Here is a 15,277-nt window from a genome sequence, read left to right as displayed (position 1 = left end):
CCCTCAAGAAATCAGTTTTTCCAGATCATCGAGGGATAGACGTTTGAGGGCCTCCAGGGATTTAGCCAATTCGTCCTGAACCGGTGATAAATCGACGCGCAACGCTTCGATGCGGGTGCAGAACGTTTGCAGGGTATCGGCTTCGAACAATTCCTTGAGCGGCACCTTGTCACCCAGCCGTTCCTTGATCCGGGTCACCACCAGCGTCGCCAGCAACGAATGTCCGCCCAACTGGAAGAAGTTGTCCGTCAGGCCGACGCGCTCGACGTCCAGTACCTCTTGCCAGACGGTCGCCACCGCCCATTGCAGATCGGTGCGCGGCGCTTCGTAACGCTGCGGCGTCGGATGGCCGCCCAGCGCCATCAGGGCCTTGCGGTCGAGCTTGCCATTGGGCGTCAGCGGCAGCGCGTCGATCACGTGCAGATGGCTCGGCAGCATGTGCGCCGGTAAACGACTGGCCAGGGCTGCCCGCAGGGTTTCGCCCAACGATAAATTGCCCGGTTGGCTCGCTACTACGTAGGCATGCAGATGCTTGCCCGCCGCGCCCTCCTGCGCCAGCACCACGGTTTCGCGCACCTCGGGCTGTTCCAGCAATCGGGCTTCGATCTCGCTCAGCTCGATGCGGAAGCCGCGAATCTTCACCTGATGGTCGGCACGACCGATGTACTCGATCCTGTCGTCTGGCCCCTGTCGCACCAGATCGCCGGTGCGATACAACCGCTCACCATTAATGGCGAACGGGTTCGGTACGAAGCGTTCAGCAGTCAGGCCGGGACGCAGCAGATAACCTCGGGTCACACCGGCACCGGCCAGGTATAACTCGGCCGTCAGCCCTGCCGGCAACACTTGCAACTGGCTGTCGAGCAGGTAGGCCACGGTGTTGTCCAGCGGCCGCCCGATGTTCGCCCGGCCGTTGGCGGTGCGCAGGGTGAAGGTCGAATAGGTGGTGTCTTCCGACGGCCCGTACAGGTCATAGACCTCCTTGACCGAGGTGCTGGCGTACAGCGTATCGACCAGCGTCTGCTTGAGCGGCTCGCCGGCCAGATTGATGGTGGTGACCGACGCCGGGATCTGCCCGGCTCGTTGCAGCGCGGCAATCGCCGACGGCACGGTGTTGATCAGCGTCACGCGCTCACGGGCCGGCAACTCGGACAGCGCCAGGGCGTTGTCCGCCAGCACCATGCAACCGCCGCTGGCCAACGTGACGAAAATCTCCCACACCGACAGGTCGAAGCAGATCGAGGTCGAAGCCAGCACGCCACGCAGTTGCTCTTCGCGGTAAACACCCTGCGACCACTGGATCAGCGCCGCGAGGTTAGCGTGGGTAATCGCCACGCCTTTGGGTTTGCCGGTGGAGCCGGAGGTGTAAATCACGTAGGCCAGGTTCTGCGCCACGATGCGGCAAACAGGCGCCGTGGACGGATACCCGGCAAGCCATTCGGCGCCCTCTTCGACCAACAGCACTTGCGCCGGCAACGCCTCGGGCAACATCGTCTGCAACGCGGCTTCGGTCAGCAGCACTGCCGCGCAACTGTCTTCGAGCATGTGCAGCAAGCGCTCTTGCGGATACTCCGGGTCCAGCGGCACGTAGGCACCGCCGGCCTTGAGGATCGCCAGCAGCCCGACCAGCATGTCCGGGGTGCGGCGCATGCACACGCCCACCCGCACTTCCGGCCCCACGCCCAGCGTTTGCAGTTTGTGCGCCAATCGATTGGCCCGGGCGTCCAGGGTGTGGTAATCGAGAGTCTGCTCGGCAAACAACACCGCCGCGGCCTGCGGTCGGCGTTGTACCTGCGCATCGATCCGCTCGACCACGTTGCGCGAATCCAGCGCCGTGATCGCAGCCTTGCCCCAGTCGACCGCCACTTGGCGCGGTGCGCCGTCCAGCAGTTGCAACGCGCCCAGAGGCTGCGAAGCATCCGCCATGAATTGCATCATCAGGCCTTCGATCTGGGTGCTCAGGTCGGCGATGGTGGAGTGATCGAAACAGGCCTGATCGAAGCTCAAGCCCAGGGTCAACTCACGACCGGTAACCGCCACCAGCGTCAACGGATAGTTCGTTTGCTCTTGACGCGAGAGGGTGGAGAACTCGAGACCGGTGGCCGAGCCTTGGGCCAGCGCTTCGGCCATGGGGTAGTTCTCGAACACCAGAATACTGTCGAACAGCGCGCCCTGCCCCGCCCAGCGCTGGATATCGTAGAGCGGCGTGTGCTCATGTTCGCGCAGGGCCAGGTTGAGGCGCTGCACTTGCTGAATCCATTGGCCGACCGGGATCTCGGCGGACGGCGCAGCCACCACCGGCAAGGTATTGATGAACAGGCCGATTTGCTGCTCAACACCGGGCAAGTCCGTTGGCCGACCGGCCACCGTCGCGCCGAAAGCCACCGTGTCCTGGCCGGTATAGCGCTGCAACAGCACCAGCCACGCGGCTTGCATCAGGCTATTGAGGGTGACTTTCTGTTCGCGGGCGAAGCGGTTCAGATCGCCGGTCTGCTGTTCGCTGAACACATGCCGGTAATCGGCATAACCGCTGGCCGGCGCCTGGCTGACCGGCATGGCGCTGGCCAGGTGGGTCGGCTCTTGTAGGTCAACCAACGCCGATGTCCAGAACGCGCGACTGGCCTGAACGTCGCGCTGCCCCAGCCATTCAATGTAATCGCGATAGCACCCCGGAGTCGCCGCCGGGGTCATGCCGGCATAGCGTTGCAACACCTCGCCGAACAACTGCGAGGTGCTCCAGCCATCCATCAAGATGTGATGGCTGGTGTAGATCAAGTGATGCTGCGCCTCACCGGTTCGCACCAGCAACACACGCAACAGCGGCGCCTGGTCCAGCTCGAAACCGGCGGCCAGATCCTCCCGAGCCAACTGATCGAGCGCTGCGTGAAGGTCATCACGACCGCGCCAGTCTTGCACGGTCATGGGCATCTGCACCGTCTGCCTTACAATCTGCACCGGCGCATCGGCGTCCTCGGGCCAGACGAATACCGTGCGCAGAATCTCATGGGCCTCCAGCGTCTGTTGCCAGGCCTGGCGGAAACGCTCGGTGTCCAACTGCTGCACATCGACCCGCAACTGGTTGGTGTAGGCCGGGCCGTCCGGCTCGTTGAGGCTATGGAACAGGATGCCCTGTTGCATCGGCGACAACGGATACAGATCGCTGATCTCTCGTGCCGGCACCGGCAGCGCCGACAGTTGCGCTTGCGTCAGGCGCACCAGATTGAAATCCGAGGGCGTGACCCCGGCATGCTCACCGCCAGTGCAATGTTCGATCAGCCGTTCCAGTTCATGGCCATAGGCATCGGCCAGCGCCTGAATGGTTTGCGGGCGGTACATGCCTTGGCCGAACGTCCAGCTCAATTCCAGCTCGCCGCCGTAGACCTGGCCATCGACACTCAGCCAGTTGCCCAAGGGCGCATCATCGTCCTGATGCTCGCCAGTGCTTTCGGCGGCCGGTACCAACAGTGCGCCGTCAGCGACACTGAACGCACCGTCGAACTGGCCCAGGTAGTTGAAGGTGATGCGCGGTCGCGGCAGATCACGCAGCGGTTCGAAGCCCGCGAGGTAGCGCAGCACGCCGTAGCCGATGCCTTTGCCCGGCACGGCTCGCAGTTGTTCCTTGATTGCGCACAGCGAAGTGCCCGGCTCTGCCTGTGGGGTCAGACGCACCGGAAACAGGCTACTGAACCAACCGACGGTGCGACTCAAATCGAGGTCGTCGAACAGGTCTTCGCGGCCGTGGCCTTCGAGCTGGATCAGCACCGAATCCTGTTCGCTCCAGTCGCACAACACCCGCGCCAGGGCCGTCAGCAGCAAGTCGTTGATCTGGGTGCGATAGGCGGCCGGCGCCACTTTGAGCAGTGCGTGGGTCAGTGTCTTGTTCAGGCGAGAAGTGGCCCGAGCGGCTTGGCGACGAGTCTGGACGGTCTCGGGGAAGTCCCTCGGCAAGTCGCTGTTACCGCCCTCCAGCGTGCGCTGCCAGTAATCGCGCTCGGCGTTCAAGGCATCGCTTTGCCCGTAACGGTGCAGGTGTTGGGCCCAGGCCTGAAGCGAACTGCTTTTGCCCGGCAGGACCATCGTCTTGCCCGCCGCCGACGCGGTGTAAGCCTGCTGCAAATCCTCCAGCAGTACTCGCCAGGACACGCCATCCACCACCAGATGATGGATCACCAGCAGCAAACGTTGCGCACCATCAGGCAGGTTCACCAGCACCGCGCGCACCAGCCGGCCCTGTTGTAAGTCGAGACTGCGCTGGGCTTCGGTGGCCAGCGCGGGCAAATCGGCCAGGTCGTCCAGCGCCCGCACCCACAACAGGTCTGTGTGGCGCTGCGTCTGGAACGTCGCTTGCCAAGTCTCGCCCGACGCCTGGAAACTCAGGTTCAGCGCATCGTGCTGCTCGATCAGGGCGGCCAATGCGTTGCTGAGATGCATCGCGTCGAGGGGGATTTGCGGTTGCAGCATCACCGACTGGTTCCAGTGATGACGCTGGGGAATGTCGGTCTGGAAGAAGCGGGCCTGGATCGGCAACAACGGCAGCTCGCCGCTGACCTTCTGCACGACGCTGGCGGCCGGTTTGCTCTCGATCAGTTTGGCCACCGCCGCCAACTGGCCGATGCTTTGCTTCTCGAACAGTTGCTTGGGGCTCAGCTTGATGCCCTGGCGTTTGGCCCGGGCAATGATTTGCAGGCTAAGGATCGAATCGCCGCCCAGCTCGAAGAAATTGTCGGTACTGCCCACCTGTTCAAGCTTCAGGACATCGGCCCAGATGGCGGCAAGCTTCTGTTCGACCTCGCCCACCGGGGCAACAAATTGCTGCGTGACCAACCCCGGCGCCGGCAAGGCACGCTTGTCCAGTTTGCCGTTGGCGGTCAGCGGCAGGCGCTCCAGCACCACGATCTGCGCCGGCACCATGTACTCCGGCAGGCAGGCCTGTAACTGCTGGCGCAAGGCGTCGACATTCAGCGCCAGGTCAGGCGCGGCCACGCAGTACGCCACCAGTTGCAGGCGCGCTTCATCGCCGTCCAGCGGCAAGGCCAACACTGCGGCCTCGCTTACGCCGTTCAAGCCCAGCACTACCCGGGCGACTTCCGCCGGCTCCACCCGATAGCCGCGCACCTTGACCTGGTCATCGGCGCGACCGATGAACTCCAGCGCGCCCTGACGGTTGCGGCGCACGCGATCACCGCTGCGGTACACCCGTGCGCCGATGGCGCCAAACGGGTCTGGCAAGAAGCGTTCGGCGGTCAAGCCCGGCTGCCCGAGGTAACCCAGCGCCACGCTGTCGCCACCGATGTACAGCTCGCCCGCCACCTGATCGGCGACCGCGTTGAGCACGTCGTCCAGCACGTAGACATGCGCACCCGACAACGGCCGGCCGACCGGCACGCTGCGGGCACCCGAGTCGAGATCCTTGAGCTCATGGGTCAGCACGCCCACCGTGGTTTCACTCGGGCCATAATGGTTGATGAACCGGCAGCCCGGCTTGAGGCGCCGCACCTGTTCGAGCAATGCCGGCGAGCAGGCTTCGCCACCCACGATCAGTGCGTGTTGCGGCAACACGTCGGCGGCCCGGGACGCTTGCATCAACGCCGCTAAATGCCCCGGCACGATCTTCAACGCGCCCACTTGGTGCTCAGCCATGTAATCGGCAAACCGGTCCGGGTCGAAGCCCAATTCCTCCGGCAATACATGCAACAAACGCCCGGAACACAGGGCGCCGAACAGCACGGTAAATCCCAGGTCCGCGGCAATGGTCGACACCAGCGCCATGCTCGCTGCCGGCTCCAGCGCCAGACGTTCCAGCGCACCGCGCACGTAACTGGCCAGGGCGCCGTGGCTCACCAACACGCCTTTGGGTTGGCCGGTGGAACCGGAGGTGTGAATCACATAGGCCGCGGCATCCGCCGACACCGACAGCGAAGGCTTCGTCGCCGGCTGGTCCTGCCAGCGTTCGGGGGCGAAGGCCAGCCCCTGGCAACCGGCGACCGCCAGACTGCTTTCCCGCGCGTCGCCTGCGGCACACAAAAGGACTTTCGCCTGCGAACCTGCGAGCATCTGCTGCAATCGCGCGGCCGGCGCCTTGACGTCCAGCGGCATGTACACCGCCCCGGCCTTGATCACCCCTAACACACAGGTCAGCCATTCCAGGGAGCGCTCCATCAGCACCGCCACGGGTTGCCCGTTTTGCACACCTTGCGCACGCAGGTAGTGGGCCAGGCGATTGGCGTCCTGATCCAGCGTCTGGAAACTCAACGTCCGTTCAAGACAGCGAGCGGCCAGCGCTTCAGGCTGCGCGACCACCTGACGATCCCATTGCTGCAACACCGACTCCGCCGGCTGCCGTGGCGCCAGCACCGGTTGCACAGATGTGGTTGCAAGACTGTGCAGCGGCGCCTGCGGGGCGCTGAGCAATGCGCGGAACAGCCCGAGCAGCGTCGGAATGAACCCCTCGATGGTCGAGTGGCGGTACAGGTCGCTGGCGTAGGTCATCTGCCCGTGGATCAGCGTGCCGTCATCGGTGATGTCCAGCGCCAGATCGAAGTGCGTGCCTGCTTTGTCCAGCGGATACTCGGTGACGCTCAGGCCCGGCAGGTTCATCGCACGCTGGGTCTGCATGCCGACGTTCTGGTTGAACTTGGCCTGGAACAACGGGTTATGCCCCAGGGTTCGCTCGGGCACCAGTTCATCCACCAGTTGCTCGAACGGCAGCTCTTGATGGGCCTGGGCACCAAACGATGCCTCCCGGACCCGGGCCAGCAAATCGACGAAACTGCCGCGCTCATCGACCTGGCAACGCAACACTTGAGTGTTGACGAAGAAACCGATCAGCCCTTCGACCTCGGAGCGCCCACGGTTGGCGTTGGGCACGCCGACGCGGATATCGCGCTCGCCGCCAAGACGTGACAGGAACAGCGAAAACCCGGCCAGCACCAGCATGAACAAGCTGATGCCTTGAGTCCGGGCAAAACCATTCAACTGCCGGGACAGGTCCGCACCGAAATCAAAGCTCAGGGTCTGGCCTTCGAAACTCTGGGTCAGCGGCCGGGGGAAATCCGCCGCCACGTCCAATAGCGGATGCTCTTCGCCCAACTGCTGACGCCAGTAATCGAGTTGCCGCTCGCCCTCGCCGGCCTCCAGCCAGCGGCGCTGCCAGATCGCGTAGTCGGCGTACTGCAGCGGCAACGCCGGCAACTGCGGTGCGCGCTCCAGGCTGAAGGCCTGATAGCACTGCACGAATTCCTTGACCATGACGTCCATCGACCAGCCATCGGAGACGATGTGGTGCATGCTTACGATCAGCACATGTTCATCGTCCGCCAGACGGAACAGGCTGGCCCGCAGCAATGGCCCGTGGAGCAAATCGAACGGTTGCGCGGCCGCCTCCTGAACCTGCCGCGCCAGCTCGGCTTCACGTTCTTGCACGGCGACGGTCGACAGATCGACGCGCTGCAGTGGCACGCTTTGTTGGTCGAGGATGATCTGGCTCGGCGGGTCGTTGTCGGTCTGGAACACCGTGCGCAGTACTTCATGGCGCGCCACCAGATGATCGAAGGAACGCAACAGCGCGGCCTCGTTCAGCTGCCCGTGCAAGCGCAGGCCGGCGGCCATGTTGTACGCGGCGCTCTGCGGGTCGAGCTGCCAGAGAAACAGCAAGCGCTGCTGGGCAAACGAGAGCGGGATCACCGCGCAGTCATGACGACTGACCGGCAGCGGCAGCAGGCTGAAGTCCTTGCCCTCCTCGCGCAGTCTGGCGAGAAACAGTCGACGTTGCTCCAGCGGCAAACCGACGAATCTTTTAGCGATACGCTCCGCCCTATTGCCGCTCATACTTCAACTCCCTCCAAAGAATTCATGAACTGATCCATGTCGGACCAGTCGTTATCGCTGGCACCGCCGGCCAGCGTGGCCAGTTCCAGGGCCAGATCGCCCAGCAGCGGTGTCTCGAACAGGCTGCGCAACGGCAGCACCACGCCCAACTGGCTTTTGATCCGCGCGATCACTTGAGCGGCCAGCAACGAATGCCCGCCCAACTCGAAGAAATGGTCATCGACACCGACCCGTGGCACTTGCAACACCTCGATCCAGATCTGCGCCAACGCCTGTTCGGTGGCGGTTTGCGGGGCGCGATAGCTGCTCTGCAATTGACTTGGATCGGGAATCGGCAGGGCCTTGCGGTCGAGTTTTCCGCTGGGGGTCAGGGGCAGGCGCGGCAACAGCAGCCAGTGGCCGGGCACCATGTAGTCCGGCAGGTTTTTCTGCAGTGAGGCTCTGATTTGGTGACGCAGAATCACTTGCTCCGCCGCGCTGCCGAGCACGCTCTGATCGACGACCAGATACGCCACCAGTTGCGCGCCACCGGTCAAGGGCAAGGCCAGCACCACCGCCTCACGAATCCCCGGACATTGCTGCAACCGTGATTCGATTTCTCCCAGCTCGATGCGGAAGCCGCGAATTTTCACTTGGTGATCGACGCGGCCGATGTACTCCACCGCGCCGTCGTCGCGCAGCCGGGCACGGTCGCCGGTGCGGTACAGGCGCTCGCCGACCGCGAACGGATCGGCGATAAACCGTTGGGCGCTGAGCGTTGGTTGTCGGTGATAACCACGGGCCAGACCCGGCCCGCCGATGTACAACTCGCCCACCGCGCCTTGCGGCAGCAGGTTCAAATCGTCGTCGAGCAGGTACAGCCGGCGTTGCGCCAGGCCGTGACCTATCGGAATGCCACGCCACGACACCGCCTCGGCGGTCAATGCGCTGCAATCGTGGAGAGTCGAAACCACCGTCGCTTCGGTCGGGCCATAAGTGTTGAGCAAACGCACATGACCCAACCCGGCGCGTTGCCACAGGCGCAGCCCGTCCACCGCCATCGCCTCGCCACCCACGTGAATCTGGCGCAAGACGCCGAAATGGGCAGGCGGGTTGGCCGCGTAATCCTGCACCACCGAATACCAGTAAGCGGCCGGCAAATCCGCCAGGGTAATGCCCTGTTCGACGATCACCTGATGCAGGGTCGCACTGTCCCACAGGCCCGCATCGCGCAGGACCACACAGGCGCCATGGCACAGCGGCGGGAAGAATTGCTCGACGAAACCGTCAAAACTGCTGGTGGCGAATTGCAGGACGCGATCGCCTTCGCGCAAATCGCTGTAGTCGATCGCCCGGGCGATGAATTCACTCAGCGCGCCGTGGCTGACGGCCACGCCCTTCGGCCGGCCGGTGGAGCCGGATGTGTAGATCACGTACGCGAGGTTCTGCGGATCTACCGTCACTTGCAAGTTGTTTTCACTCGCAGCGTCACCGTCCGGCAGTTGATCCAGGCACAGGCAATCGATGCCCTCGAGCGCCGGCAGGCTGCTCAGCAGCGGGCTCTCGGTGAGCAACAGTTTCAGTCCACTGTCATCCAGCACATGGCGCAGGCGTTCGGCCGGGGTGTGCGGGTCCAGCGGCACATAGGCGCCGCCAGCCTTGAGCACGGCCAGCAACGCCACCGCCAGTTCCAGCGAACGCCCCAACGCCACACCGACCAGCACATCGGGACCGACACCCTTGGCGCGTAACTGATGGGCCAGACGATTGCTGCGAACATTCAATTGGGCATAGCTGAGCGAGGGCGACTGATCGCCAACGAGGATCACGGCGCTGGCCTCGGGAATGCGCGCCGCCTGGGCCTCGAACAGTTGCGGCATGCCGGGCAGCAGCGCCGGAGTGGCGACGGCTTGAATCAAGCGCTCGCGCTCATCCGTGCCGAGCATCGCCACCTCGCCCAGGGGTTGTTGCGGATCACGGCAGACCGACACCAGCACGTTGTGCCAATGCTCGGCCAATGCGGCGATGGTTTGTGCATCGAAGAGGTCGGTGGCGTAAGTGAACGCGGCGAACAGTTGCTCGCCCTCCTCTCGGGTGTCGAGCATCAGGTCGCTGGTGGCCGCATGTTGACGCCCGCTGCCGGCCAGTTGCTGCTCGCTCAGATAGCCGACCTGCAAACCGCAATCGAGGCGCACGTCCTGCAGATCGGTCACCAGTGGCTGGTGATTGAACATCACCTGAAACAACGGATTGTGGCTTTGGCTGCGGGCCGGTTGCAGGGCTTCGATCAAGGCGTCGAATGGCAACTCCTGATGAGCCTGGGCGCCCAGCGCTGCTTGACGCAGGCTTTGCAACAGGTCGCTGAAACGGGTCTGCGGGGTGACCTCGCTGCGCAGGATCTGGGTATTGACGAAGAAGCCGATCAGGCCTTCGGTTTCACTGCGGGTGCGGTTGGCGATCAAGCCGCCGACACGGATGTCGGTCTGGCCGCTGTAGCGATGCAGCAAGGTTTTGAAAGCCGCCAGCAGCACCACGAACAGCGTCACGCCCTGGCGCTGGGCGAGGGTTTTCAGGTTCTGGCGCAGAGCACCGTCGATGACTTTTTCCAGGCGCGCGCCCTGGTGGCTGGAGTGGGCCGGATAGGCACGGTCGGTGGGCAATTCGAGGATCGGGTGCTCTTCCCCCAACTGCGTGCACCAATAATCGAGCTGGCGCTCGCGCTCCCCCGCTTCCAGCCAACTGCGCTGCCACAGCGCATAGTCGCGGTAGTGCACGGTCAGTTCCGGCAAGGCCGGTTGCCGCCCCGCGACCAGCCCATCGTAGGTGCGCATGAACTCGTCGATCAGAATGTTCATCGACCAGCCATCGGCAATGATGTGGTGCAGCGTCAGCAGCAACACATGTTCCTGCTCGGCCAGACGCAACAGGCGAAGGCTCAGCAGCGGCCCCTGTTGCAAGTCGAAGGCCTGAGTGGCTTCAGCCATCATGTGCTGTTGCGCCTGCGGCCAGCGCCGCTCTTCAGGCAAGGCACACAGGTCATTGATCGCCAGCGTCAGGTCACGGGGTTCGGCCACCCGCTGGAATGCACGCTCGCCCTTCTGGCCGAAGGTGGTGCGCAAGCACTCATGGCGCGCCACCAACACACTGAACGCGCGCTCCAGCGCATCGATTTGCAGCGCACCGCTCAGGCGCACCGCCATCGGCAGGTTGTAGGCCGCGCTCTGCGGGTCCAGCTGCCAGAGAAACCACATCCGCTGCTGGGCATAGGACAGGCCGTCACGCTCATCGACCCCGACACAGGAGGTCATGGAAAGCTGCGCAAAATCGATGCCTTCGCGGGCCATGCCGGCCAGAAACAAGCGGCGCTTGTCCTGTGGCAGTTCGATAAAACGGCGGGCGAGTTTCTGTGCGTCTGCGGCATTCATGCATGGGGTCCTTGCTGATCGGCGGCGTGACCAGGAGGCCCGGTCGTATCAACAAGAACGAATGGCTAGCGCGATGATTTAGCGGTACAGATACCCGGGCTCTCTTGAGAGAACACAAAAACGCCGAAGCCGGTGCAAGACCGGCTTCGGCGACAAATGCATCAGGGACGGTTCAGATCAGCGCGCGTCCTGGGAATGCCCTTCGGCCATCGCGACAATCACCTTGCGCTTGCCTTCGAACGGCGCGCGGGCGTGGGCCGAGAGCATGTTGTCGAGCATCAGCACATCGCCCTCCTGCCAGGGAAAGCTGATGGCGCAGTCATCGAGCACCGCACGAATTTCATTAAGCACTTCATCCTCGATGGGCGAGCCGTCGCCGTAGTAGACGTTACGCGGCAGGTCTTCTTCATCGACGATGTCCAGCAGGGTTTCGCGCACCTCTGGTTGAAGATTGGATATGTGGAACAGGTGCGCCTGATTGAACCAGACCCGGTCGCCGGTCACCGGATGACACGCCACCGCCTGGCACGTCTGGCGAGTGCGCAATTCTCCGTCGTCCTTCCACTCGCAAATGATGCCGTGGGCCTTGCAGTAGGCCTCGGCCACTTCGCGGTCTTCGGTGTTGAACACTTGCTCCCAGGCCACGTCCAGCCCGTTGCCGAAATTGCGTACGTACATCAGGCCCTTGCTGATGAAGCGCTCGCGGATTGCGACAGGCATGCGCCGATAGACTTCCCGGCTGTCGGCAATCGGCGTTTCACCGCCCGAGGTGGCGGCGATCATGCTGTAGAACCAGATTTTCATCGGCCAGTCCCGGGAATAGGCCTGCTCGTTGTGCAACGGAATGCTCTGATGCGCCGGGTATTCGGTAGAGGTGTAGACCCCTTGGGTGACATTGGTGCGCGGCGTCGAACCGAACTCGTAATTGAGCAGCGGATGGCCGAAGCCGGCGGCGAATTGGCGGAATTGCTCGGCGCCGTCCAGCTGGAATCCGCGAAACAGAATGCCGCCGTCACGCAGCAAATGCTCATCCACCAATTCATTCAATTCATCGAACACCGCCAACAGGCTGGTATTCGGCTCGGTCGCTTCCACCAACAGCGGCAAGCGACCCCGCGCCGGCAGCAACGGCCGAACGGCAAAACCCACGGCAACACCCATGACGGGCCTCCTGTTAACACTCGATAAAGCGAACCGCGCGCTAAAAAACCGGCGCGGCCAGTTGCGCATGACGTCGGTGATGGACTTCCAGATGATTCTTGATAATCCGCAGCACCTTGGCTTCATGCTCATGAATGAAGAAATGCCCGCCGGTCAGCATGTCCACCGAGAAACTGCCCAGGGTTTCCTGGCTCCAGCCGATCAATTGCTCGGTGGTCGCCCTGTCTTCCTTGCCGCCGAGCACGTGCACGGGGCACTTGAGCTGCGGACGCTGCATCGGTCGGAAGCGCCCGCAAAGCATGAAGTCGGCGCGCAGGATCGGCAGCATCAGGCTCATCAACTCCTGATTGGCCAACACTTCCTCGCTGGTGCCCTGGAAGGTGCGCAGTTGCTCGATCAACTGTTCGTCACTCTGCGGTTCGGCGAAGCCACGGTCATAGTCACTGCGCATCGTCGGAGCGGCCGTGCCCGAAGCAAACAGCGCCACCGGCTCCGCAGCGCCGAGGGCACGAAAGGCGTGGGCCATCTCGCAGGCCAGCAACGCCCCCAGGCTGTGACCGAACAAGGCATAGGGGCCATGCAGGGATGGCTTGTGTTCCCTGGCCAACTGCAGGGCCAGGGCGCGCATGTCGGTCTGCAAGGGTTCGTCATAACGAACGCCCCGCCCCGGCAACTCCACCGGCTGCAAGTGCAGCCACGGCGGCAACTGGCGCCGCCAGCGGCTATAGACCATGGCGCTGGCGCCCGAATAGGGCAGGCACAGCAGTGTCAGCTTTGTCACCGCACTTACCTCGATTGGTTATCTGTTTAGGAGAACGGATGAGTTGTGATCAGAATTAGTCTGTTGGATGGATAAGCTACCTGCGGGGCAGTTTGCCGGCAAATGAACTCTCTGGGGCTCAAACCGGTCAGCTAGTTAGATCCTCATTCCCGGAGCACGGCGGCAATGGTTGATCCGTTCGAACGACAAAGCGCCATCGACGCCCACGGCATCATTGGCGACATGCGCAGCGCCGCGCTGGTCAACGACAAGGGCAGCGTGGACTTTTTCTGCTGGCCGGAATTCGACAGTCCATCGATTTTCTGCGCGCTGCTGGACACTCCCGAAGCCGGCATTTTCCAGCTCGCCCCGGACCTGCCCGACGCTCGCCGTGAGCAAATCTACTTGCCCGACACCAACGTCCTGCAAACCCGCTGGCTCAGCGATCACGCGGTGGTCGAAGTCACCGACCTGCTGCCCATCGGTGACAGCGAAGACGATTGGCCGATGCTGATGCGCCGGGTGCGCGTGGTCAGCGGACAAGCGACCATCGGCATGCGTTGCGCCGTGCGGCATGATTATGCCCGGGCTCCGACCAAGGCCCGCGCACATGATCGGAGTGTGTATTTCGAGGCTCCCGGCCAGCCAGCCGTGCAGCTGTGCTCGGATCAGTCCTTGCGCGTCGAGGGCCATGCGGCCGTCGCCCAATTCAGCCTTGAACAGGACCAGAGCGCCGAGTTCCTGCTCGGCGGTGTTGACGATGCGCGCTTCAAGGAAGGGGCTGCCGCGCTGTGCCTGGAACGCACCTTGAAATTCTGGCGTGACTGGATCGGCCAGTCCAATTATCACGGGCGCTGGCGAGAAATGGTCAATCGCTCGGCCCTGACCCTTAAGCTGCTGACCTCGCGCAAACACGGCGCCATCCTCGCCGCCGCCACCTTCGGTCTGCCGGAAACACCCGGCTGCGAACGCAACTGGGACTACCGCTACACCTGGATCCGCGACGCCTCGTTCACCGTCTATGCCTTCATGCGCCTGGGCTTCGTCGAGGAAGCCAACGCCTATACGCGCTGGTTGCGCGGTCGGGTCAGGGATTGTCACGGCAAGACCATGAAGCTCAACATCCTCTACGCCATCGATGGCCATCAGGAACTGCCGGAAGTTGAACTGCCACACTTGGCCGGTCACTGCGGCGCGACACCGGTGCGTATCGGTAATCAAGCCTACGATCAAATCCAGCTCGACATCTTCGGCGAGCTGCTGGACGCGGTGTACCTGGTCAACAAGCACGGTGAAGCAATTTCCCATGAAGGCTGGAAACACACCGTGGAAGTGGTCGATCAAGTCTGTGAAACCTGGCAGCAAAAAGATGTCGGCATCTGGGAAATGCGCGGCGAGCCGTATCATTTCCTGCACTCGCGACTGATGTGCTGGGTGGCCGTGGACCGGGCCATCCGGCTGGCCTCTAAACGCTCGCTGCCCGCCCCGTTCGCCCGCTGGGACCAGACCCGTCAAGCGATCTACACCGACATCTGGAGCAACTTCTGGAATGAAGAACGCGGGCATTTCGTGCAGCACATCGGCGGCACCGGCCTCGACGGCTCGATGCTGCTGATGCCGCTGGTGCGTTTTGTCAGTGCCAAGGATCCGCGCTGGATCGCGACCCTCGAAGCCATCGAGAAAACCCTGGTGCGCGCCGGCATGGTCTACCGCTACCGCAACGACGATGGCCGGATCGACGGCCTGCCCGGCACCGAAGGGGCCTTCGCCGCGTGCTCGTTCTGGTACGTCGAATGCCTGGCCCGTGCCGGCCAGGTGGAAAAGGCCCACCTGGAGTTCGAGCAATTGCTGAAGTACGCCAACCCGCTGGGGCTGTATGCCGAAGAATTCGACAGCCATGCCCGGCATCTGGGCAACACCCCACAAGCGCTGACGCACCTGGCGCTGATCAGCGCGGCGAGTTTTCTGAACAGGAAGTTGAGCGGGGAGAAAAACTTCTGGCAGCCTTGAAGACCGGGTTGCGCTGAACCTAATGAAATGGCTACCCCCGCCTCCCCCCCCCTGTGATCGCCCACTAAGCTTTCACCGGGGGCTCATCGGAGATCATTGCCATGAACAACGTAGC

The 15,277-nt window shown here is 63.2% G+C and carries 5 protein-coding genes; 1 reads left to right on the top strand and 4 read right to left on the bottom strand.

Annotation, left to right across the window (positions count from 1 at the left end):
- Positions 1-3: 3 nt before the first annotated feature.
- The 4 genes from BZL43_RS14605 to BZL43_RS14590 all read right to left on the bottom strand — a co-directional run bounded on the left by BZL43_RS14605 (position 4) and on the right by BZL43_RS14590 (position 13,173).
- Positions 4-7,827: a non-ribosomal peptide synthetase gene (locus BZL43_RS14605; protein WP_095632960.1), complete on the bottom strand. Its 7,824-nt coding sequence runs from the start codon at positions 7,825-7,827 to the stop codon at positions 4-6.
- Positions 7,824-11,231 (bottom strand): non-ribosomal peptide synthetase, encoded by a 3,408-nt coding sequence (locus tag BZL43_RS14600; protein ID WP_095632959.1) that lies wholly within the window; start codon positions 11,229-11,231, stop codon positions 7,824-7,826. The genes BZL43_RS14605 and BZL43_RS14600 overlap by 4 nt, the downstream gene beginning before the upstream one ends.
- Before the next feature lie 177 nt (positions 11,232-11,408).
- Positions 11,409-12,392, bottom strand: coding sequence for a TauD/TfdA family dioxygenase (locus BZL43_RS14595; protein ID WP_095632958.1), 984 nt, complete (start codon positions 12,390-12,392; stop codon positions 11,409-11,411).
- A 40-nt stretch (positions 12,393-12,432) separates the two neighbouring features.
- Positions 12,433-13,173: a thioesterase II family protein gene (locus BZL43_RS14590; RefSeq protein ID WP_095632957.1), complete on the bottom strand. Its 741-nt coding sequence runs from the start codon at positions 13,171-13,173 to the stop codon at positions 12,433-12,435.
- Between the two features lie 165 nt (positions 13,174-13,338).
- Between BZL43_RS14590 and BZL43_RS14585 the strand changes: the two genes are divergently transcribed.
- Entirely contained in the window at positions 13,339-15,162 is a 1,824-nt protein-coding gene (locus tag BZL43_RS14585; protein ID WP_095632956.1) for a glycoside hydrolase family 15 protein, read from the top strand.
- Positions 15,163-15,277: the final 115 nt, after the last annotated feature.

The organism is Pseudomonas sp. PICF141, assembly GCF_002286815.1.
Taxonomy (GTDB): Bacteria; Pseudomonadota; Gammaproteobacteria; order Pseudomonadales; family Pseudomonadaceae; genus Aquipseudomonas.
The sequence above is the reverse complement of the archived record's forward strand: the minus strand, read 5'-3'. Positions and strand labels throughout refer to the sequence as shown.

What these genes read in the sequence shown, in the direction of transcription:
- BZL43_RS14605 (WP_095632960.1), bottom strand. Translation starts at nt 7,827, where the DNA reads ATGAGCGGCAATAGGGCGGAGCGTATCGCTAAAAGATTCGTCGGTTTG.
- BZL43_RS14600 (WP_095632959.1), bottom strand. Translation starts at nt 11,231, where the DNA reads ATGAATGCCGCAGACGCACAGAAACTCGCCCGCCGTTTTATCGAACTG.
- BZL43_RS14595 (WP_095632958.1), bottom strand. Translation starts at nt 12,392, where the DNA reads ATGGGTGTTGCCGTGGGTTTTGCCGTTCGGCCGTTGCTGCCGGCGCGG.
- BZL43_RS14585 (WP_095632956.1), top strand. Translation starts at nt 13,339, where the DNA reads ATGGTTGATCCGTTCGAACGACAAAGCGCCATCGACGCCCACGGCATC.